The organism is Mesorhizobium intechi, assembly GCF_002879535.1.
Taxonomy (GTDB): Bacteria; Pseudomonadota; Alphaproteobacteria; order Rhizobiales; family Rhizobiaceae; genus Mesorhizobium; species Mesorhizobium intechi.
Window position 1 is genome coordinate 1 of record NZ_PNOT02000214.1, and the last position, 19,624, is coordinate 19,624.

Here is a 19,624-nt window from a genome sequence, read left to right on the forward strand (position 1 = left end):
GAGGTAGATATGTCCTATATCCAGAACGCTCAGACTGAGAACGCCGGCCAGAGGCTGGCGAATGCCCAGACCTTTCGCCCGGCCTATGCCGGAGCTTTCGCCTATCTCGTCTTTGCCCTTGCGTTTGTGTTCACCGGGGCCGTCGTTCTGGGCCTTATCCCCTAGGGGCACCGGATCGACAGGGGCCAGCCGCCCCGCTGTATCAGGCAATCGGAGTTGAATGGACCGGATCCCGGCGCGTTTGCGCGCGGCCGCGATTCGAATTTCAGCGCATCCATGATTCCAGCGATGGAGGAGATGACAATGCCGATCGAATTCACCCATGTCCCCGGCAAGACCGCCGACGCGGCTATTCCGTTCTTCTATGATTTTGCCGAGACGGCGACCAAGCTCGGACTGATCGAGGATAGCGGCTTTCAGAAGATCGTCGTCGACGATTCCGCCGGGCTGCTGACCAATATGGATCTTGCAGCTCAGGTGTTCGGCCGCGCCGCCTCGCTCGAGGTCGTGCTGACCCACTGGGCCGGTGTCGTCGAGCCGACCGTGGCAGCCCGCCAATTGGCATCGATAGATCGACAAAGCGGCGGCCGGCTGGCGCTCCGGATGATCAGCGAGCCGTTGAACGATGACGATGCCGAGTCACGGCCGGCCGGGCACAGCGTCATCTGGCAGCGCATCGACGAATATCTCGTGCTTTTGAAACGGCTGTGGTCGAATGACCGGCCCTTCGATCATGAAGGCGCCTTCTACAGTATCAAGGGCGGCTACGTGCCGCGCAAAGGCCCGCACGGCGCCGACCTCACCATCCGCATGGGCGGGCAATCGGGAACAGCGCTGAAAGTGGCTGGCAGGCATGCCGATGTCTTCGAACTGGCGCCGGGTTCGATCGACGATGTCAGGCTGTTGATGGAGCGGGTGCGTAGCGCCGCGGGCGAACATGGCCGGGCCGGCAAGCTGCGCTTCGCGCTTCCGGTACGGATCCACCAGGGCGCTTCCGCCACCGGCCACAAGGCGGTCGACCTGTCCGGGCCGCCCGCCCAGGTGGCGTTGTCGCTGCTTGCCTATGCCGGGCTCGGGATCGATGAGTTCATGATCATCGGCGTCGACACGCCGCGCGAGATCGCGACGGCCGGCCGGGAAACGATCGCGCTGCTGCGCAATTCGCTGGCGCGCCGCGAACATGATGTTTTCCAGCCAGGGGCCTACGCGCCTCGCACAGGGCTGGAGACGCGGGCAGCAAGAAGCTGAAGCCGATCAATCGTCTGCGTGATGCCTGTCGCCAAGCCGCGACAGGCCATCGATGACGGCGGCCGAGCCGGCCAGCACGCCGAAGACGCCGTCCTCGACCGTCACCATGTGCAGCGCCGCCTCGTGGGCTTGTCTGTCGCCGCTGGCGCAGGCGTCCGGGATCGTCAGGCACTGAAAATTGCGGTCGCAGGCTTCGCGCAGCGTGGTGTGGACGCAGACATCGGTCGTGCAGCCGGAAAACATGAGATGCGTGATGCCTTGCGCGCGCAGCACAAGCTCGAAATCCGTATAGGTGAAGGCGCTGTTGCAGGTCTTGTCGACGATGATGTCATTGGGCGCGACATCGATCTCCGGGACGATCTGGAACCCCGCGCCCGAGCGCAGCAGTACGTCCGTGCCGTCGAGACCGGAGCGCTTGCGACGCCATTTCTCATAGGGCGTCATGTCGGCCATGTCGGCGCGATAGCCCTGCCTGGTGTGAATGACCGTGACGCCGGCTTTGCGCGCGGCCGATATCAGCCGGTTCACCGTTGGCAGGATCGCCCGCAGCGGCGAGGGGTCGTACCCCTTCCTGGCGAAATAGCCCGTGGTCGACAGGAAATCCAGCTGCAGGTCGATGACGACAAGTGCCGTGTTCTCGGCCACCAGCCTGCCGTCATACGGGAAGTCGAAGGGCGTTGCCTTGATCATCCGAGAGTGTCTCCTTGCCGATCGTTAGAGCCATCCTGACTGGCGAAGCTCAAGTCGTCCACTCAGGCCGCGGCTCTGACGCCAAGACGCAGGATGCTGCCGCTGGCGAACGTCATCGGCTATCCGACGAATTGTTGACTGTTGCAGTCATCTTAAATGTTGACTACTAGAGTCATGTTTCACGCCCGGGGGTCGCGCCCCCGAGGTGGCAAGATAGGAAGCGGCTGGCCGTTGTGAGGACAAGGAAGAAGCTGTTGTTGTCTAGAACCAATTTGCTGGCGGCGTTGGTCGCTTCCGTCATCCTGTCGGTCGGCAGTGCATCGGCCCAGCAACAGCCGGCCGGCGCTGCCCGCGCGGCTGAGGCCGCGCCAGCGTCTGCCGCACCGGCGCCCGCCGCAACGGCCCCGGCCGCAACACCGCCGCCCGGCACGCCGGCAGCCGCGATCCCGGCCCCAGCAGCGCCCGCGGGGCCGATTGAGCTGAACCTGCCGCACGATCTGTCGCCATGGGACATGTTCATGGCCGCCGACATCATCGTGAAGGCGGTGATGATCGGACTGGCCTTCGCCTCCCTCGTCACCTGGACGATATGGCTGGCCAAATCCCTGGAGATGTTTGGTGGCAAGCTGCGCATCCGCCGTGCCGTTCGCGCGATCGGTGATGCCGCGACGCTGAAGCAGGCGAGCCGCGCCCTCGACGGCAGCGGCGACCCCGGCGCGCTTCTGGTCAAGGCAGCGGAAGAAGAGACCGCACTCTCGACCCGCGCGCTCGACCATGTCGGCGGCGACGGTTTGAAGGAACGGGTCACCTCGCGCCTGTCGCGCATCGAGGCGGCGGCGTCGCGACGCATGTCGCGCGGCACAGGCGTGCTGGCGACGATTGGCACCACGGCGCCCTTCGTCGGCCTGTTCGGCACGGTGTGGGGCATCATGAACGCCTTCATCGGCATTTCGCAGGCGCAGACCACCAATCTGGCGGTGGTCGCGCCGGGCATCGCCGAAGCGCTGCTGGCCACGGCGATGGGCCTCGTCGCGGCAATTCCGGCAGTGGTGATCTACAATGTCTTCGCCCGGTCGATAGCCGGCTACCGGCAGATCCTCGCCGATGCCTCGGCGGGCGTCGAGAGGCTGGTCAGCCGCGACCTGGATTTCCGCGCGATCGCGCCGGCGACGGAGTAGCGACGCCATGGGAAACAGGATCCGCCAGAGCTTCGACGACGATATCGAGGAGAGCCACGAGATCAACGTCACGCCCTTCATCGACGTCATCCTGGTGCTGCTGATCATCTTCATGGTCGCCGCACCGCTGGCGACGGTGGACGTCAATGTCGACCTGCCTGGCTCGACGGCGACGCCTGCGCCGCGACCCGAAACGCCGCTGTTCCTGACCTTGAAGGGTGATCTCACGCTGGCTATCGGCAACGACAGCGTGCCGCGCCTGGCCTTGGCGTCCACGTTGGACAGCAGGACCGGCGGCGACAGGCAGACGCGCATCTTCCTGCGCGCCGACAAGGCGGTCGCCTATGGCGACCTGATGGAGACCATGAACCTGCTGCGCGGTGCCGGCTATCTGAAGATAGCGCTGGTCGGCCTGGAGACGGCGCCCGCGACCGATGGGCCGGCACCCGCCGCGGCGAGAACGGCCGCGCCATGACGCAGGCGGCGGCCCGGCCCACGACTTACGTGTCGCGCTTCGGCTGGCGCGATCTTGGCTTGTGGACGGGTGCGGCGGTGCTGGTGCTTGCCGCCCATGTCGCGGTCGCCTATGCGGTGCAGAGCGTCAGTCCGATCGAGATGGATGGCGGGCCGCCGCCGGCTCCGGTGATCGAAATGGTGCCGATGGCGGTGATGCCGGCCGTGCCCGAACAGGCCGCGATGCCCGACCAGGCCGAGCCAGTCGAGGAGGCCGAACGGGTCGCCGAAGCCGAGCCCGGGAAAACGACCGAACAGACCGAGCCGACGGCCGAGAGACCGGAAACGGTGCGGCCCGACGAGACCGAGCCGGCCGAGCCAAGCCAGGCCGAACCTGTCGATCAACCGCCGCCGGATCAGGTCGTTCCCGAAACCGTCGAAGCCGTGACGCCAGAGGTCGTCGTTCCCTTGCCGCGGCCGGTCGAAGAAACCCAGGAAAAGAAACCGATCCAGGCCAAGGCGAAAAAACCGGCCGACAAGCCCAAGCCGCGGCCGAGGAAGGAAAAGGCCGAGCCGGCAAGGACGGTTGCCACCGCAAGCGTGCAGCCAAGGCCGGCGGCCAGGGCGGCCGCGCCGAAATCGGCGGCAGGGTTCTCGGGCAAAAGCCCGGCCAAGTGGGAATCCCGGCTGGCGGCGTGGATCAATCGGCACAAGCGTTATCCAAGTGTTGCGAAATCCCGGAGAGCGCAGGGCAATGTAAACGTGGCCTTCGCGGTGGACGCATCCGGCAGGGTGGTGTCGGCGCGCGTGGTGCGTTCGTCGGGCGATCCTGACCTTGACCGCGCCGCGCTCGCCGTGCTGCAGGGCGCGATGGTGCCGGCACCGCCGCCGGAACTCGGCTCGCGCGTCAGCCGCACGGCGCCCTTCGTGTTCAATTTGCGGGACTAGAGCAGCAACCCGGCTCGATCCGATATTGGTGTTGTCCGATCTTTGTACGAACCGCAGTCAGTGGCTCATCGAATGGCACAGCGCTTCGAACTGCTCCAGATAGAAGCGGCATTTCGTGCGCAGTGTCCTGAGGTTCGGATCGTCGGCGCCGTTGATCTCGACGGTGTGCATCATGAAGTCGAAATGGGCGTGGAACGCGTCCGCCACGCCCCACAGGCTGTCTGCCTGCCAGGTGTCGGCCATCGCCAGGGAAATCAGTTGCCGGGCCTCGGCGCGCGCGGCATCCGGCGATGCCGGCCGACTGGCGATCAGGGTCTGGAGCCGGCCGAAAACGCTGTCCCTGGCGTCGGCGCTCCTGATTGGTGCGATCATGTTCATTGGCGGCTCCCCCTCGAATCCCTATGCATGAAGTCCATTTGCGGGCCGCGGGCGGTCAAGGCGGGGATCGCGGCGCCAGCGCCCGCAGGGCTGAGTGTTGCATCCGCTACGCTCTCCTTGGCTGAGCGTGGTTGTCCTTCGGCTTGGTATGGATCGGGTTGCCGCTGAGCTGCGCATGTCTTGCCGGCTGCGCGCCGCGCAGGACGTCGAAGGCTTCGGCATAGGCCATGCCGAGCAGGTAGGAGATCATGGGAAAACGGCTTGCTTCGGCCATTTGCACGAGCTCATTGCTCATCGTCGCGATATATTGAAGGCTATCGATCTCTGATTGACGTAGGGACTGATTGGCCACGTGCTTCTCCTGTCATCTGGTGGCACTCAACGCGTGTTGGCTACACGGACATACCAAGACGGCTAATTAATAGACTGGCCCACTGAATGCGGGCTTGGTTCCGGGGTCGAAAGGGTCAACGCATAGATGGGTGCATCGGTGAGACGGTCGAGGCCGAGAAGGCGCTTGATCGCCGAATGGCTGAGCGCTGCCGTAGGGCAGGCCGACAGTCCATGCCTGGTCGCCGCCAGCATCATGTTCTGGCCGATATGGCCGGCCTCGATCAGCACGACGCGGTAGGCGTTGGCATCCTCATATTTCCACATGGTGCGGTCGAGCCTGGCGCAAAGCAGGATCAGGCAAGGCATGGCATCAGCCCATTCCTGCCCGCCGACCAGTTCGGAAATCTTCGGCAGATGGTTGGCCGAGATCCTGCCGAGGTCGTGGTCGGCGGCGGAATAGTGGTAGACGCCGGGCTCCAGGCCCTCGACGCCAAGCGCAACCACATAGGCCTCGTAAGGATTGCGCGCGCCGCCCGAAGGGGTCATGCCCAGCGGCAGGGCGCCGACGCAGTTGCTGGTCTCGCCGGTGATACCCATGCCCGCGAACAGGCAGTCGGAAAGCTGCCGCGCGGCAATGGTGGGGGCGGCCGCGGTGCGGATGGTGCGGCGCCGCGCCATCAGGGCCAGGAGTTCGTTGTCGTCGAGCGCGTTCGGCAGCCGAATGGCGCCGGCGGCATTCTTGAGCATGAGGTCGGGCTGCGCGACATGGCCGGCGCGTTCGATCTGCCGGGCCTCGGCCTGCTCAAGGGTCATGAACTCCGAGTCCTGGACGCAGAAGTGCATCAGCGCGGCCGGGATGCCCCAGTTCCACTGTCCAGAGAATGTTGCTTCCCGTTCGGCCAGCGGCGAGCCGGCGGTGACCAGGGCGGAAAAGTCGAGCAATTGCGGGACGACGGCGTTCAGGTCCGACGTCGACCATCCGTGAGCACGCGCGATTTCCGCCGTGGAGGCCCATTCGTCCCAGGATGCGAGAAGACCAATCACCTCGGGGCTGCATTCGAAGACGCTTCGGGTCAGGAAATTGCAGGCCGTGACCTTGTTGGTCCCGGGATAGAAGACAAGCGTTTTTGAAGAGCGCATTTTCATGATGCTGAATGCCGTTTTTGCCAATGTGAGGCGCCGACAGGCGAACCGCCCATCGGCGCCGACCGGCTTCAGCGCTTGTTGTAGTGCATACCCTGCGAGAGGAAGACGGTCTGCGTGCCCGCCGCAACCGTCAGCTTCGGGGCATTGTTCACTTTCTTGGCCATTTTCGTCCCTTCCCGACCCCCAATGGGATCTGTTGAAAGATCCCATTGGCGGGACCCGCGTGAAGAAAGGKAAGTTGGAAAGAGTTAATGGKTTCTTAAAATTGTAGTAAAGCCGACGTGATGTAAAATGTCTTTCTCAACGCTAAAGTCTAAAATATCGATTTTGCTCAGATATGGAGTAGGCAATCGTTGGCATACGCTTTTTCGGGATATTCTTATTCTTATTTAGCGTAACTGATCGGCTAGCCCGGTCCGTCCCGGGCGAGGCTGACGACGAGTTGATCGATGCCGGGATCGTCGAGCCCGACGACATGCGCCATGCGGATGGCATGCCGTGGCCGGATGCCGGACACATCCTGCCGCATGATGACCGATACGAATGCCGGCCCGGTCTCTGTCAGAAGCATGGCCTTGCCCGTCAGCACCGGTTCGGAGATGGGGGCCCACTGCACGGAGATCAGTGACGGTTCGCCGGTCTGGCGACGGTTGACGCCGCTGAAATAGATCCAGTTCAGGCGCGAGATCGCCACGCCATAGTGGTTGCCGCGCGCCCGCGCCCATGTCGAGCCGCGGCGCTCCGACCACCCGGTGACCCGACGGAATGTGACCAGTTCGGCCTCGCGACGCACGAAGGTCACCGACCGCATCAACAGGTCGGGACGGGTGGGGATCGAAAAGTAGGTGAAATAGATGCCGCCCGCAATCGACGGGGCGGGCGGGCGGATCATCTGGTTGAACAGACTTTCGGAAATCGGCGGCAGACCGGGAGCCCTGTGCTCGGGTGCGCCAGGGTCCTGGTAGAGTTCGGCCTCGTCGATGCGGAAGTAGTCGCAGATCAGCTTGGCGGTGGCCTTGTTGGGAACGGTCTGCGCCTGCAGGTACCGCTCAAACTGCGTGCGGTTGATACCCAACTCACGGCATACCGCGCTAACGGAGGCATGGTCCTTGCAGAGTCGTCTGAGATTTGCAGCGAGGTTCTCGCGAATGGACACGTCTTTGCTTTCGCAGGCGAATTCGTCATTTCAACTCGGAATCCGTATAGCGCTTTCGGTCGCCCCCGCCGAAACGCCTTGTCACAACACACAGAAAAAACCGATTTGAGAACGCCACTCTAATGGGGCGGCTTCCAAAAAAAATAGCGGCGATCCGGCAAGGGCCACCGCCATAAGTCCAATTGACAATTGCCTAATCCCGCAGGTCGCGAAATTGCCTGCGGCTTACTTTGGGGGGATATTGGCGCGCGGCGCCGCAAGGGACGACCATGCGTCCCGGCGGCGCGGCAGAAAAGGGAGAACCGACAACTTTGCTGGTGGAGCTGAGGGGGATCGAACCCCTGACCTCATCATTGCGAACGATGCGCTCTCCCAGCTGAGCTACAGCCCCGTTCCAGCAAGTGGCGCATTTATCGGGCGCGGCTGATTTCTGTCAAGGCGGCGTCGCCGAAATCCTCGTTGCCTGGCCCTTCGGTTGCCGGCCCTTGCCGGTTTGGCGTGCAATGGCTACATGTCGGCAACAATTGGAGACCGGCATGCTCGCCCTCATTCAAACCATCGTCATGGCGCTTGACCTCTACTGGTGGATCATCATCGCCTCGGCGATCTTTTCCTGGCTCTATGCCTTCAACGTCGTCAATTCGCGCAACCAGTTCGTAGGCAGCATCGGCAACATGCTCTACCGGCTGACCGAGCCGGCGCTGCGCCCGATCCGCCGCTTCATGCCGGACCTTGGCGGCATCGACATTTCGCCGATCATCCTGCTCTTGATCCTGTTCTTCGTCAGGCAGTTCATCCTCACCACGGTAGCACCGCTGGTGCTTTGAGCCCGATGATCGCATGAGCGCGCCGTTCCGCATCCGTGAGAATGGCATCGACCTGTCCGTGCGGCTGACGCCAAAATCTTCCGTGGACAGGTTGGAAGGCGTCGAGACGGCGGCGGACGGGCGCCGCCATTTGAAGGCGCGGGTCCGCGCCGTGCCGGAAAACGGCGCCGCCAATCACGCGCTGGAAAGGCTGGTCGCCAAGACGCTGGGTGTGCCTGCTTCGGCCGTTTCGGTGGTCGCTGGCGGCACGGCACGGCTTAAGACGCTGCGCATAGCCGGTGATCCGGAGGTGCTGGCACGGAGTGTCGAAGCACTCGGTCAATCCTCTGGCTGACGTTCAATCCCCCAGTGGGAGCCGTGGATCGTCGACCTTCAGCGTGTTCACGCTCTGCTTGATGCGGCGCAAATTCTCCAGCACTTTCGGACCGCGCGTCTCGGCGACCGATGTCACGATCATGTCGACGATCGCCAGCAGCGCGTAGCGCGAGGATGTCGGCTTGTAGATGTTGCCGTCCTCGCGCGGCTGCAAATGGATGACCGTGTCGGCGGCCTTGGCCAGCGCCGAATCGGGCGCGGTGATGGCGACCGTGGTGGCGCCGTATTGCTGGGCGACCTGCACCGCCTCGATGACCGAGCGCGCATAGCCGGAAACCGAAAAGGCGATCAGCGTGGTTTCTGACGTGGCAACGGCGGCGTACATGCGCTGCAACTGGCCATCGATCTGGGCAAGCACCGGCAGACCAAGCCGGAACAGCCGATTCTGCATTTCGGTCGCCATCATCGAGGAAATGCCGCCAGAGCCAATGCACAGCACATTGCCTGACGTCGCAAGCCGCTCGGCGACGGCGACCAGCGTCGTCATGTCGAGGTTCTCGCTGGCGCGCTGGATGGCCGAGATCGCCGCTTCGGTGATGGCCGAGGCGATGCGCTGCTCACGCGCGTCGCGGCTCAACGGTTCGGGCGACAGATACTGGCCGCCAATGGCGATGGCCTGGGCCAGGTAGAACTTGAAGTCGCGCAGGCCCTCGCAGCCGAGATTGCGGCAGAAGCGCGTCACCGTCGGTTCGCTGACGCCGACGCGCGCGGCAATCTCCGAGATCGCCGCCTTGGAAGCGAAATCGAGATCGGACAGCACAAGGCCGGCCAGCCGGCGATCCGACTTGGTTCCGTCTTGCGACACCAGCTGCAGCCGCGTGATGATGTCGGCCGGCGTCTTCATGTTTGTTGTTTCGTCCTCATGCCGTTGCCTTCGGGGCAGGCCTTATAGCGGCAGGCCGGTCGCCTTGTCGAACAGATGGATGTTGCCGGGATCGACCGAGACCGGCAGCAGGTCGCCCGGCCTGACCGGCACCCTGTCGCGGAACACGGCGCGCACCGTATCGGTGCCGATGGCGCCATAGACATGGGTCTCGGAGCCCGTCGGCTCGACGACATCCACCTTGAGCGCCATGGCGTCCGCGGCCTCACCGATGAAGAAGTGCTCCGGCCGGATGCCGGCCTCCACCGCATTGCCAGCCTGTACCGCCTTGCCGGCAAGCGCAAGCCGTCCGCCGCCGGCCGATTCGAACCAGCTTTTCTCGGGCGTCGCCTTGAGGGCACCAGAGACAAAGCTCATCGACGGGGAGCCAAGAAAGCCGGCGACGAACTTGTTGGCCGGCCGGTCATAGAGTTCGAGCGGGGCGCCGACCTGCTGGATCCGGCCGCGGTCCATCACGACAATGCGGTCGGCCATGGTCATGGCCTCGATCTGGTCGTGGGTGACATAGACGATGGTCGATTTCAGCCGCTGGTGCAGCGCCTTGATCTCGGTGCGCATCTGGACGCGCAACTGCGCGTCGAGATTGCTGAGCGGCTCGTCGAACAGGAACACCGAGGGTTCGCGCACGATGGCGCGGCCCATGGCGACGCGCTGACGCTGGCCGCCCGAGAGCTGGCGGGGATAACGGTCGAGATAGGAGAAGAGGTTGAGCACCCCGGAGGCCTTCTTGACCTTGTCATCGATGGCGGCGCGGTTCTCGCCGCGGATCTTCGGGCCGAAGCCGATATTGTCCGAGGCCTTCAAATGCGGGAACAGCGCATAGGACTGGAACACCATGGCGATGTTGCGCCGCTGTGGCGGCAGATCGTTGGCGCGCGTGCCGCCGATCAGCAGGTCGCCGGAACTGATCGTCTCCAGGCCGGCCAGCATGCGCAGCAAGGTCGACTTGCCGCAGCCGGACGGGCCGACCAGCACCACGAACTCGCCGCTCCCGATGTCGAGGTTGATCTCCTCGAGGATTTTATGCTGGCCAAAGGATTTCGACAGGTTGCGAAACAGGACGTCGGTCATGGTCACGCTCCCAATATGTCGTCGATGAATGGCAGGCAGCCGGCGGTCAGTCCGGCATCCACGGGCATCACCACGCCTGTTACGCCCGATGCGCGGTCCGAGGCAAGGAAAGCCACGGCTTCAGCGACTTCCGCGGCGTCGACGATGCGGCCGAGCGGATAGAGGCGCTTGAGCTTGCCCAGGATTTCCGGGTCCTTGGCCAGGCGATGGTCCCAGGCAGCGGTGCGGATCGATCCGGGACAGACGACATTGGCGCGCACGCCGCTGCGGCCGAGTTCGACGGCGATCGATTTGGCATAGGCGTTGATGCCGGCCTTGGCCGCGGCGTAGGCCGGATTGCCGAAATGCGCGATGGCGTTGACGGAGGAGATGAAGACGACGCTGCCTGACCCGCGCGCCGCCATCGCCTTGACGATAGGGTCGGCGAAAGTCATCACCCCGGTCAAATTGAGGTCGAGTTCGTGCTCGATCCTGCCGGCATCGAGCGCGGAAATCGTCTCGGCGCGCGTCCAGCCGGCATTGTTGATCAGGATGTCGGGCACGCCGTCGCTGTCCAGCACGGCGGCGATCCCCGCCTCGATGGAAGCCCGGTCGAGAAGGTTGAAGACATGGCGCGAGGCGAGGTGCGGGCTTGCCAGCGCCTCCTGCGACTGGTCGCAGCCGACCACTCGGGCACCCCTTCCGGCCAGCAATGCGACAATCGCCGAGCCAAGGCCGCCGCCGGCACCGGTGACGACGACAGTGCGGCCTTCGAATTCGGCTTTCGAAACCACGGCGCTTGGACCTCCCCCAGATCAGGCAGATGCCGGGCAGGCTACTGAAAGGAATGTAATTTAGCAACATAATAATCTGCTTGCATGCCGTAAATTCCTCGATAATGTAGGAAAGTCACATAAATCTTGTGCCAGCCTTTGGCGCAAGGAGCGCAAATGCGCGGAACAATGGGAGAGATCGGATGAGCCTTGCCAAATGGACTGTCGGCCTGATGGCCGGAATGAGCATGCTGGCCTTCGCGGCGCAGGCGAATGCGGGTGAAGTGCGCGTCACCGTCGCCGAATACAGCGCCAAGACGGGTCCATATTTCGAAGAGGTCAAGAAGGAATTCGAGGCCAAGAACCCCGGCATCACCATAAAGTTCGAGGTCGTGCCGTGGGATGTGCTGTTGCAGAAGCTGACCACCGACATCACCGCCGGCACCAACGCGGACCTGTCCATCATCGGCACGCGCTGGCTGATCGACTTCGTCCAGCAGGGCGTCGCCGAACCGCTCGACAGCTATATCACGCCCGACTTCAAGGGCCGCTTCATCGACACCTTCCTGTCGCCTTCGATCATGGAGGGCAAGACCTACGGCCTGCCGATCGCCGCTTCGGCGCGTGCGCTCTATTACAACAAGGAGCTGTTCGAGAAGGCCGGCATCGCCAAGCCGCCGGCGACCTGGACCGAACTGCAGGACGATGCCCGCAAAATCAAGGCGCTGGGTTCAGGCGCCTTCGGGTTCGGCCTGCAGGGCAAGGAGATCGAGACCGACGTCTATTACTACTATGCCATGTGGTCGCAAGGCACCGAGATCCTCAACAAGGACGGCACGTCGGGCCTCGGCACGCCGGGCGCGCTCGAAGCCGCCAAGCTCTACAAGTCGATGATCGACGAGGGGCTGACCGAACCGGGTGTGACCTCCAACAATCGCGAGGACGTGCAGAACCTGTTCAAGCAGGGCAAGGTCGGCATGATGATCACCGCACCGTTCCTGTCCAACCAGATCAAGGACGAGGCGCCGAAGCTCAAATACGGCGTCGCCGCCATTCCGGCCGGCCCGACCGGCGCCCGGGGTACCTATGGCGTCACCGATTCCATCATCATGTTCAAGAACTCGAAGAACAAGGATGAGGCCTGGAAGCTGCTCGACTTCCTGTTCACCACGGAACAGCGCGCCAAGTTCACGCAAGGCGAAGGCTTCCTGCCGGTGAACAAGGAAGAGGCCAAGATGGATTATTACGTCAACAATGCCGATCTCGCCGCCTTCACCGCGCTGCTGCCCGACGCCCGTTTCGCGCCGGTCATTCCGGGTTGGGAAGAGATCGCCCAGATCACGTCCGACGCCATGCAGAAGATCTATCTCGGCGGCGACCCCGAGGCTGGCCTGAAGGACGCGGCGGCGAAGGCCAATGCCGTGCTGAAGAAATAGGGCGTATCTCCCTGCGCCCCGTGGCGCGCCCCGGACTCAGGTGGGGCGCGCCACATCTTGCAGTTGCGAATTTTGGATTCGCCAGCCAGGCCAGCCGATGCAAAATCGTTTCCTGCCCTATCTCCTGACCTTGCCCAGCCTGTTCCTGGCGGCGGTCGTCATCTTCTGGCCGGTCTGGGACCTCATCCAGATTTCGACGCATGACGTCAACCGCTTCGGCCAGCTGCGCGAGTTCAGCGGCCTTGCCAATTTCGCGTCGCTTGCCGCCGATCCCGACTTCGTCGCGGCACTCTGGCGCACCGGTGTGTGGACCGTGCTGGTGGTCGGCGGCGCGCTGCTGCTGTCGGTGCCGGTAGCGATGATCCTCAACACCGATTTCTACGGCCGCGGCCTTGCCCGCGTCATCATCATGCTGCCGTGGGCGGTGTCGCTGACCATGACGGCGGTGGTCTGGCGCTGGGCGCTCAGCGGCGAAAGCGGCATGCTGAATTCGGCGCTGCTTGGCCTTGGCCTGATCGACCACAACATCCAGTGGCTGGCCAGCGCCGAGACGGCGTTCCCGATGCAGGTGCTGATCGGCATATTGGTGACGGTGCCGTTCACCACGACGATCTTCCTCGGCGGCCTGTCGTCGATCCCGGACGATCTCTACGAGGCGGCGGCTCTCGAAGGCGCCACGCCGCTGCAGCAGTTCCGCGAGATCACCTTTCCGCTGCTGAAGCCGTTCATCAACATCGCCATAGTGCTCAACACCATCTACGTCTTCAACTCCTTCCCGATCATCTGGGTGATGACGCAGGGCGGGCCGGCGAACTCGACGGACATCCTGGTCACACACCTCTACAAGCTCGCCTTCCGGATCGGCAAACTGGGCGAGGCTTCCGCGGTGTCGCTGGTGATGTTCGCCATATTGCTGGTCTTCACCATGATCTATGTGCGGTTGGCGATGCGGGAGCAGCGCGCATGACCGGCAAACTCAAACGCACCATCATCGCCTGGCTGCTTTTGGCGCCGCTGATCGTGGTGACGATCTTTCCCTTCGCGGTGATGTTCCTCACCGCGGTCAAGCCGCGGCAGGAGGTGCTGTCGCCGACCTGGTGGCCGAGCGAATTCCGCTGGTCCAACTTCTCCGACATGTGGGTGGCGACCGGCTTTGGCCAGGCGCTGGCCAATTCGCTCTACGTCTCGATCATCGCCACCGTCGGCGCCATCCTCATCTCCGTTCCCGCTGCCTATGCGATGTCGCGCTTTCGCTTTGCGGGCTATGGCGCCTTCCGCCAGTTCCTGCTGATCTCGCAGATGATCTCACCGATCGTGCTGGTGCTCGGCCTGTTCCGGCTGATGGCCGCCTGGGGGTTGGTCGAATCAACGACGGCGCTCGGCTTCATCTACATGGCCTTCAATGTCGCCTTCACCGTGTGGATGCTGCAGAGCTATTTCGACACCATTCCGCGCGACCTCGAAGAGGCCGCCTGGATGGAAGGCGCGGGCCGCTGGCTGACCCTGCGCAAAGTGTTCCTGCCGCTCTGCCTGCCGGCCATCGCGGTCACCGCCATCTTCACCTTCATCAATGCCTGGAACGAGTTCGTCGTGGCGCTGACCATGCTGCGCAGCCAGGAGAGCTACACGCTGCCGATCCAGGTGTTTTCTCTCGTCGCCGGCCGCTACACGATCGAGTGGCACCACGTCATGGCGGCGACACTGCTGGCGACATTGCCCGTGGCGATCCTGTTCATCTGGCTGCAGCGCTACCTCGTGCGCGGGCTGGCGCTCGGGGCCGTCAAATAGAATTGCATTCCACGGAGCCTACATGCGCATCTTCACCGCCTCGCTGGCGACGGAAACCAACACCTTTTCGCCGGTGCCAACGGACCGGGCATCGTTCGAGATGGCCTTCTATGCCGGACCAGGCAAGCATCCGGAGACGCCGACGCTGTGTTCTTCGCCGATCGTCGCCTTGCGCCGGCGCGCGGCGAACGAAGGGCTGACCGTGATCGAAGGCACCGCGACCTGGGCCGAGCCCGGCGGCCTGGTGCAGCGGCAGACCTTCGAGGCGCTGCGCGACGAGATCCTCGATCAACTGAAGGCGGCACTGCCGGTCGACGCGGTCATTCTCGGATTGCACGGCGCCATGGTGGCGCAAGGCTATGACGATTGCGAAGGCGACCTGCTGGAACGCGTGCGCGGGATTGTCGGACCTGGCGTGGTGATCGCCTCAGAATTCGATCCGCACAGCCATCTCACGCCCAAGCGCGTGGCGGCGTCCGACATCATGGCCTATTTCCTCGAATTCCCGCACACCGATTTCTACGAACGCGGCGAGCATGTCGTCGAGCTGGGGCTGGCCGCCGCGCGCGGCGAGATCAAGCCGGTCATTTCGGCCTTCGACTGCCGGATGATCCAGGTGCTGCCGACCAGCCGCGAACCGATGCGCTCCTTCGTCGACCGCATCAAGGCGCTGCACGGCAAGGACGGCGTGCTTTCGGTTTCCGTCATCCACGGCTTCATGGCCGCCGACGTGCCGGAAATGGGCACGCGCATCCTCGTCGTCACCGACGATGACAAGGCCAAGGGCGACGCGCTGGCGGAGCGGCTGGGACGGGAGCTCTATGCCATGCGCGAAAAGACGGCGATGACGATGCTCGATACCGCCGCCGGCATCGACCGCGCGCTGGCCGTGCGCGCCGAGAACCCCGGCAAGCCGGTGGTCATCGCCGACATATGGGACAATCCCGGGGGCGGCGTTCCCGGCGACGGCACCTTCGTGCTGCGCCAGATGCTGGCGCGGGGCCTCGACAAATTCGGCGTGGCGACGATCTGGGACCCGGTCGCCGTCACCTTCTGCCTGGCGGCCGGCGAGGGCGCGGTCATCGACCTGCGTTTCGGCGGCAAGGCCGGGCCGCAGGCGGGCGAACCGATCGACGCCCGCGTCAAGGTGCTGAAGGCCGTTGCCGAGGGCTGGCAGAGTTTCGGGCCGAGCCGGGTGACGCTCGGGCCAACCGCGCTGATCCGCATCGAAGGCACCGACGTCGACATCATCCTCAACACCAACCGCACGCAGACGTTCGAGCCGGACATTTTCTCCAATATCGGCGTCGACCCGCTGGCCAAGGATATGCTGCTGATCAAGTCGACCAACCATTTCTACGCCGGCTTCGAGCCGATCGCGGCGGAGATCATCTACGTCACGGCGCCGAGTTCATATCCCAGCAATCCGGCGGTGACCGATTACAGGAAGCTGACACGGCCGCTGTGGCCACGGGTGAAGGACCCTTGGAAGGTGTAGCGTCTCCCTTCGCTTCCAGGGGAAGGAAGGAATGGCACGCTACACCAATCCGCGCTTCACCATCATCGCCTCCGGCGACGGCATCTTGCCGCGAAACGCGGTGTAAAGCTCTTCGGGGTCCTTCGAGCCGCCGGCGGCGTAGATGTTCTTGCGCAGCCGCTCGGCCAGCGCCGGGTTGAAGGGATCACCAGTCTCCTCGAAGGCGGCGAAGGCGTCGGCGTCCAGCACTTCCGACCACATGTAGGAATAGTAGCCGGCCGAATAGCCGTCGCCCGAGAAGACATGGCCGAAATGCGGGGTGCGATGGCGCATCGCGATGGTGTCGGGCATATCGAGTTTTTCCAACGTTTCGGCTTCGAAACGAAGCGGCTCGACCGGAGCATCGGGCCGAGCGTGATAGGCCATGTCCATCAAGGCGGAAGACGTGAATTCTACCGTGGCGAAGCCGGCGCCGAAGGTACGCGCGGCCAGCATCTTGTCGACCAGCGCCTTCGGCATCGGCTTGCCGGTAGTGACGTGCAGCGCGTGCTTTTCAAGCACCGCCGGCACTGTCAGCCAGTGCTCGTAGAGCTGCGAGGGCAGTTCGACGAAATCGCGGCTGACTGAAGTGCCCGCAACCGACGGCCAGGTGACGTCGGTCAGCATGCCGTGCAGCGCGTGACCGAATTCGTGGAACAGCGTCTTCGCCTCGTCGACCGAGAGCAGGGCCGGCTCGCCGGCCGGCGGCTTGGCGAAGTTCATGATGTTGTAGATCACCGGTTTCGAGCCATGGCCCAGTTTATAGCCGGACTTCAGCGCGCTCATCCAGGCGCCGGAACGCTTCGAGGGCCGCGCGAAATAATCGGCGAGGAACAACGCACGTTCGCTGCCATCTGCGTTTTTCACCACGAAGACGCGCGCATCCGGGTGCCAGGCGGCGATGCCCTTTTTCTCCTCGAAGGTGATGCCGAACAGTTTGGTCGCGACGTCGAAGCAGGCGTCGATGATCCGGTCGAGCTGCAGGTAGGGTTTCAGCTCCGCCTCGTCGAACGCGAATTTTTCGGCGCGCAGCTTCTCCTGGTAGAAGCGCCAATCCCAGGCGGCGAATTTCTCGTTGCTGCCGGCTTCCGCCGCCAGGCGCTCCAAATTCTTCTGGTCGGCGGCGGCTTTTTCCAGCGCCTTTGCCCAGACCGGATCGAGCAGGTCGTGCACCGCCTTCGGCGTCTTGGCCATCGTGTCGTCGAGCTTCAGCGCGGCAAAGGAGGCGTAGCCGAGCAGCCTGGCCTTTTCGGCGCGCAGTTTCAGCATGTCGCGCACCACCTCGGTGTTGTCGCTGGCGCCGCCATTCTGGCCGCGCATGGTGAAGGCCTTGAAGGCGATCTCGCGCAGGTCGCGGCGTTCCGAGAACGTCGTGAACGGCTCGTAGATCGAGCGCGACAAAGTGACGGCGTAGCGTCCCTTCTGGCCGCGCATCCCGGCGGCCTCGGCCATCGAGCTTTTCAGGAAATCCGGCAGGCCGGCAAGGTCGGCCTCGTCAAGGAACAGTGCCCAGTCGCGCTCATCGGCCAGCACGTTCTGGCCGAAAGACGTACCGAGCGACGACAGTTCCTCATTGATTGTGGCCAGGCGCTTCTTGCCTTCGGCATCGAGCTTGGCGCCGGAGCGGACGAAACCCTTCCAGGTCTTCTCCAGAACCCGCAGCGTTTCGGCGTCGAGGCCGAGGTGCTCGCGGCGCTGGTAGAGGTCGTCGATGCGGGCGAACAGCTTCTCGTTCATCGAGATTGCCGAGAAGTGCCGCGACATCTTCGGCGCGATGTCGCGCTCCAGGGCCTGGATGGTTTCGTTGGTGTAGGCGCCGGCGCGGCACCAGAAGATCGACGAGACATGATCGAGCGCCTCGCCGCCGAGTTCCAGCGCGGCGAGCGTGTTCTCGATGGTCGGGGCGTCCTTGTTGCCGGCGATCGCATCGATCTCCGCCTCATGCGCCTTCAGCGCCGCGTCGAAGACCGGGGAAAAATCGCCGTCGCCGATATGGGCGAAATCGGGCAGCCCGAGCGGCCCTTGCCACGCGGTCAACGGATGGGCGGCGAGGTCGACGGCTTTCGTGGAGGGCATGGAGGGTCTTTCGCTGGCATCAAGAAGGAGGGGTGTCCCCGATGTAGGGCGCGGCCCACGAGGCCGCAATATGGCAGCTGACCGATCCGCCTCAATAGGCTTCGCAGTTCTCGGCGATTGCCGCCTGCGAGCTGGCGGTGATGCGGTTATCGGCCACCGCGAAGGTCTCCTGCATCAGCATGTCATTGTCGGGGAAGTCGTAGCAGGCGATCACCGTGGTGATGCCGGCCTCGCTCTTCTCGACGCGGTGGCGGATCGCGGCGCCCGCAACCGCGCCTTTCCATTCGTCGAGCGCGGCGATGAACTCCTGCTTGCTTTGGACGATGCCGAGGTCTTCGAGCTTGATGCGGACGTCGTCGGCAAGCAGGTCGGCGAGTTCGGTGCGGTCGGCGACCAGCAGTGCAGAATACCAGCGGCTGATGATGGCGCCGTCATCGGCGCGCGCGGCAACGATCGCTATCAGCAGGGCCGCGGCGGCGAAAACGACCGACCGGACGCTCGTCACCGGGCGCGCCTTTCCGTTCATTCCAGCACCGGCCGCTCGAAATCGCCGGTCTCCTTGTTCATCACCCAGAGCTCACCGGTCGAAATGTCGAACCACGCCCCGTGCAGCGACAGCCGCCCCTTGCCCTCGAGGATCGAGACACAAGGAAAGGTCCGGAGGTTGGCGATGGAATAGCGGATCGAGATGCGTTCAAGGGCTGTCTGGCGCTCCACCGCGGTCATGAAGGTGCTGGAAGAGACGGTTTCGGCGGCAGGGGCGATCAGGCTCATCCATTTGCCGATGAAATCGCCGGGAGACAGCGGCGCGGCATTGGGGTCGAGCGCGGCGCGGATGCCGCCGCAGCGGCCATGGCCCATGACGACGATGTTCTTGACCTTGAGGCTTTGCACCGCGAATTCAAGTGCGGCCGAGGTCGAATGGAACTCGCCATCCGGCTCGTAGGGCGGCACCAGATTGCCGACATTGCGCAGCACGAAGAGTTCGCCCGGTCCGGCGTCGAAGATCGCTTCGGGGGCCGAGCGGGAGTCGCAACAGGCGACGATCATCGTTTCCGGAGCCTGCCCCTCCTTGGCGAGCTCGCGATAGCGGCCGCTTTCGGTGAGGTAGCGGCCATTCATGAAATTGCGATAGCCGGCGAGGAGGTGATCGGGAAGATGAGGCATGGGCGGCTAAGGCCTTTCCGGGTTGGAGGCGGCAGCTCGTTGCGGTCGAGAAAGCCTCTAGCGGCAAAAACCGGTTGCGAGCAATGCAGAATTGTTGGGGCTGGTTATAAATGCCATGCGTGGAAGCGGTGCGTCCGCCGACACTGTCATGCCCAGATGGCAACCGGTATGCCAAAACCGTCAGCGAGTGGCGGGTTGGGAAA

Annotated in this window: 21 protein-coding genes and 1 tRNA gene; 10 read left to right on the forward strand and 12 right to left on the reverse strand. The window is 63.9% G+C overall.

Annotation, left to right across the window (positions count from 1 at the left end):
- The first annotated feature begins 303 nt into the window (after positions 1 to 303).
- On the forward strand, positions 304 to 1,248 hold the full coding sequence (locus C1D09_RS17930) for an LLM class flavin-dependent oxidoreductase (protein WP_143975573.1): 945 nt from the start codon (positions 304 to 306) through the stop codon (positions 1,246 to 1,248).
- 6 nt (positions 1,249 to 1,254) lie between these two features.
- Here the strand turns inward: C1D09_RS17930 and C1D09_RS17935 are convergent, their stop codons facing one another.
- Positions 1,255 to 1,938, reverse strand: a complete 684-nt coding sequence (locus C1D09_RS17935; RefSeq protein ID WP_143975574.1) for a cysteine hydrolase family protein — start codon at positions 1,936 to 1,938, stop codon at positions 1,255 to 1,257.
- Positions 1,939 to 2,195: 257 nt separating this feature from the next.
- Here C1D09_RS17935 and exbB point away from each other — a divergent pair, with 257 nt between their 5' ends.
- The 3 genes from exbB to C1D09_RS17950 are packed head-to-tail and all read left to right on the forward strand — an operon-like array spanning position 2,196 to position 4,517.
- The gene (gene exbB / locus C1D09_RS17940; RefSeq protein ID WP_143975575.1) at positions 2,196 to 3,116 is read left to right on the forward strand and encodes a tonB-system energizer ExbB; all 921 of its coding nucleotides are present in this window, start codon (positions 2,196 to 2,198) and stop codon (positions 3,114 to 3,116) included.
- 7 nt (positions 3,117 to 3,123) lie between these two features.
- Positions 3,124 to 3,591: a TonB system transport protein ExbD gene (gene exbD / locus C1D09_RS17945; RefSeq protein WP_143975576.1), complete on the forward strand. Its 468-nt coding sequence runs from the start codon at positions 3,124 to 3,126 to the stop codon at positions 3,589 to 3,591.
- A complete protein-coding gene (locus tag C1D09_RS17950; RefSeq protein WP_143975577.1) occupies positions 3,588 to 4,517 on the forward strand; it encodes an energy transducer TonB family protein in 930 nt (309 codons plus the stop codon). Before exbD ends, C1D09_RS17950 begins: the two co-directional genes overlap by 4 nt.
- Positions 4,518 to 4,574: 57 nt before the next feature.
- Here C1D09_RS17950 and C1D09_RS17955 read toward each other — a convergent pair whose 3' ends face one another.
- From C1D09_RS17955 to C1D09_RS17980, 5 genes are all read right to left on the reverse strand, one after another.
- The gene (locus C1D09_RS17955; protein ID WP_143975578.1) at positions 4,575 to 4,895 is read right to left on the reverse strand and encodes a hypothetical protein; all 321 of its coding nucleotides are present in this window, start codon (positions 4,893 to 4,895) and stop codon (positions 4,575 to 4,577) included.
- Positions 4,896 to 5,001: 106 nt separating this feature from the next.
- Positions 5,002 to 5,247 carry a hypothetical protein gene (locus tag C1D09_RS17960; protein WP_143975579.1) on the reverse strand — a complete coding sequence of 82 codons (246 nt, stop codon included), beginning with the start codon at positions 5,245 to 5,247 and terminating at the stop codon, positions 5,002 to 5,004.
- 62 nt (positions 5,248 to 5,309) lie between these two features.
- A complete protein-coding gene (locus C1D09_RS17965; protein WP_246135789.1) occupies positions 5,310 to 6,368 on the reverse strand; it encodes a SagB/ThcOx family dehydrogenase in 1,059 nt (352 codons plus the stop codon).
- A gap of 412 nt (positions 6,369 to 6,780) precedes the next feature.
- Positions 6,781 to 7,530 (reverse strand): helix-turn-helix domain-containing protein, encoded by a 750-nt coding sequence (locus C1D09_RS17975; protein ID WP_143975581.1) that lies wholly within the window; start codon positions 7,528 to 7,530, stop codon positions 6,781 to 6,783.
- A gap of 315 nt (positions 7,531 to 7,845) precedes the next feature.
- Positions 7,846 to 7,921: transfer RNA gene (locus tag C1D09_RS17980), tRNA-Ala, on the reverse strand.
- Positions 7,922 to 8,066: 145 nt separating this feature from the next.
- Between C1D09_RS17980 and C1D09_RS17985 the strand changes: the two genes are divergently transcribed.
- Positions 8,067 to 8,357 (forward strand): YggT family protein, encoded by a 291-nt coding sequence (locus tag C1D09_RS17985; RefSeq protein ID WP_027047523.1) that lies wholly within the window; start codon positions 8,067 to 8,069, stop codon positions 8,355 to 8,357.
- A 13-nt stretch (positions 8,358 to 8,370) separates the two neighbouring features.
- A complete protein-coding gene (locus tag C1D09_RS17990; RefSeq protein ID WP_143975582.1) occupies positions 8,371 to 8,691 on the forward strand; it encodes a DUF167 family protein in 321 nt (106 codons plus the stop codon).
- Positions 8,692 to 8,694: 3 nt separating this feature from the next.
- On the opposite strand, the gene C1D09_RS17995 is transcribed toward C1D09_RS17990, so the two are convergent.
- Genes C1D09_RS17995 through C1D09_RS18005 form a run of 3 tightly spaced genes read right to left on the reverse strand, consistent with a single transcriptional unit; the run spans position 8,695 to position 11,459 of the window.
- Entirely contained in the window at positions 8,695 to 9,576 is an 882-nt protein-coding gene (locus C1D09_RS17995; protein WP_143975583.1) for a MurR/RpiR family transcriptional regulator, read from the reverse strand.
- Between the two features lie 42 nt (positions 9,577 to 9,618).
- Entirely contained in the window at positions 9,619 to 10,686 is a 1,068-nt protein-coding gene (locus C1D09_RS18000; protein WP_143975584.1) for an ABC transporter ATP-binding protein, read from the reverse strand.
- Between the two features lie 2 nt (positions 10,687 to 10,688).
- The gene (locus tag C1D09_RS18005; RefSeq protein ID WP_143975585.1) at positions 10,689 to 11,459 is read right to left on the reverse strand and encodes an SDR family oxidoreductase; all 771 of its coding nucleotides are present in this window, start codon (positions 11,457 to 11,459) and stop codon (positions 10,689 to 10,691) included.
- A gap of 182 nt (positions 11,460 to 11,641) precedes the next feature.
- Here C1D09_RS18005 and C1D09_RS18010 point away from each other — a divergent pair, with 182 nt between their 5' ends.
- From C1D09_RS18010 to C1D09_RS18025, 4 genes are all read left to right on the forward strand, one after another.
- Positions 11,642 to 12,874, forward strand: coding sequence for an ABC transporter substrate-binding protein (locus C1D09_RS18010; RefSeq protein WP_143975586.1), 1,233 nt, complete (start codon positions 11,642 to 11,644; stop codon positions 12,872 to 12,874).
- A 97-nt stretch (positions 12,875 to 12,971) separates the two neighbouring features.
- Positions 12,972 to 13,841, forward strand: a complete 870-nt coding sequence (locus tag C1D09_RS18015; RefSeq protein WP_010912213.1) for a carbohydrate ABC transporter permease — start codon at positions 12,972 to 12,974, stop codon at positions 13,839 to 13,841.
- Positions 13,838 to 14,662, forward strand: coding sequence for a carbohydrate ABC transporter permease (locus C1D09_RS18020; RefSeq protein ID WP_143975587.1), 825 nt, complete (start codon positions 13,838 to 13,840; stop codon positions 14,660 to 14,662). Before C1D09_RS18015 ends, C1D09_RS18020 begins: the two co-directional genes overlap by 4 nt.
- 22 nt (positions 14,663 to 14,684) lie before the next feature.
- Positions 14,685 to 16,160, forward strand: coding sequence for a M81 family metallopeptidase (locus tag C1D09_RS18025; RefSeq protein ID WP_143975588.1), 1,476 nt, complete (start codon positions 14,685 to 14,687; stop codon positions 16,158 to 16,160).
- Positions 16,161 to 16,199: 39 nt separating this feature from the next.
- Here the strand turns inward: C1D09_RS18025 and C1D09_RS18030 are convergent, their stop codons facing one another.
- The 3 genes from C1D09_RS18030 to C1D09_RS18040 form a co-directional block, all read right to left on the reverse strand.
- The gene (locus tag C1D09_RS18030) at positions 16,200 to 18,254 is read right to left on the reverse strand and encodes a M3 family metallopeptidase (protein ID WP_143975589.1); all 2,055 of its coding nucleotides are present in this window, start codon (positions 18,252 to 18,254) and stop codon (positions 16,200 to 16,202) included.
- Between the two features lie 91 nt (positions 18,255 to 18,345).
- A complete protein-coding gene (locus C1D09_RS18035; RefSeq protein ID WP_143975590.1) occupies positions 18,346 to 18,780 on the reverse strand; it encodes a nuclear transport factor 2 family protein in 435 nt (144 codons plus the stop codon).
- Positions 18,777 to 19,421, reverse strand: a complete 645-nt coding sequence (locus C1D09_RS18040) for a carbonic anhydrase (protein WP_143975591.1) — start codon at positions 19,419 to 19,421, stop codon at positions 18,777 to 18,779. Before C1D09_RS18040 ends, C1D09_RS18035 begins: the two co-directional genes overlap by 4 nt.
- Between the last annotated feature and the right edge of the window lie 203 nt (positions 19,422 to 19,624).

Bases quoted from the DNA above. Each gene is read 5' to 3' on its own strand.
- C1D09_RS17930 (WP_143975573.1), top strand. From the start codon at position 304: ATGCCGATCGAATTCACCCATGTCCCCGGCAAGACCGCCGACGCGGCT.
- C1D09_RS17935 (WP_143975574.1), bottom strand. From the start codon at position 1,938: ATGATCAAGGCAACGCCCTTCGACTTCCCGTATGACGGCAGGCTGGTG.
- exbD (WP_143975576.1), top strand. From the start codon at position 3,124: ATGGGAAACAGGATCCGCCAGAGCTTCGACGACGATATCGAGGAGAGC.
- C1D09_RS17950 (WP_143975577.1), top strand. From the start codon at position 3,588: ATGACGCAGGCGGCGGCCCGGCCCACGACTTACGTGTCGCGCTTCGGC.
- C1D09_RS17955 (WP_143975578.1), bottom strand. From the start codon at position 4,895: ATGAACATGATCGCACCAATCAGGAGCGCCGACGCCAGGGACAGCGTT.
- C1D09_RS17965 (WP_246135789.1), bottom strand. From the start codon at position 6,368: ATGCGCTCTTCAAAAACGCTTGTCTTCTATCCCGGGACCAACAAGGTC.
- C1D09_RS17985 (WP_027047523.1), top strand. From the start codon at position 8,067: ATGCTCGCCCTCATTCAAACCATCGTCATGGCGCTTGACCTCTACTGG.
- C1D09_RS17990 (WP_143975582.1), top strand. From the start codon at position 8,371: ATGAGCGCGCCGTTCCGCATCCGTGAGAATGGCATCGACCTGTCCGTG.
- C1D09_RS17995 (WP_143975583.1), bottom strand. From the start codon at position 9,576: ATGAAGACGCCGGCCGACATCATCACGCGGCTGCAGCTGGTGTCGCAA.
- C1D09_RS18000 (WP_143975584.1), bottom strand. From the start codon at position 10,686: ATGACCGACGTCCTGTTTCGCAACCTGTCGAAATCCTTTGGCCAGCAT.
- C1D09_RS18010 (WP_143975586.1), top strand. From the start codon at position 11,642: ATGAGCCTTGCCAAATGGACTGTCGGCCTGATGGCCGGAATGAGCATG.
- C1D09_RS18015 (WP_010912213.1), top strand. From the start codon at position 12,972: ATGCAAAATCGTTTCCTGCCCTATCTCCTGACCTTGCCCAGCCTGTTC.
- C1D09_RS18020 (WP_143975587.1), top strand. From the start codon at position 13,838: ATGACCGGCAAACTCAAACGCACCATCATCGCCTGGCTGCTTTTGGCG.
- C1D09_RS18025 (WP_143975588.1), top strand. From the start codon at position 14,685: ATGCGCATCTTCACCGCCTCGCTGGCGACGGAAACCAACACCTTTTCG.
- C1D09_RS18030 (WP_143975589.1), bottom strand. From the start codon at position 18,254: ATGCCCTCCACGAAAGCCGTCGACCTCGCCGCCCATCCGTTGACCGCG.
- C1D09_RS18035 (WP_143975590.1), bottom strand. From the start codon at position 18,780: ATGAACGGAAAGGCGCGCCCGGTGACGAGCGTCCGGTCGGTCGTTTTC.
- C1D09_RS18040 (WP_143975591.1), bottom strand. From the start codon at position 19,421: ATGCCTCATCTTCCCGATCACCTCCTCGCCGGCTATCGCAATTTCATG.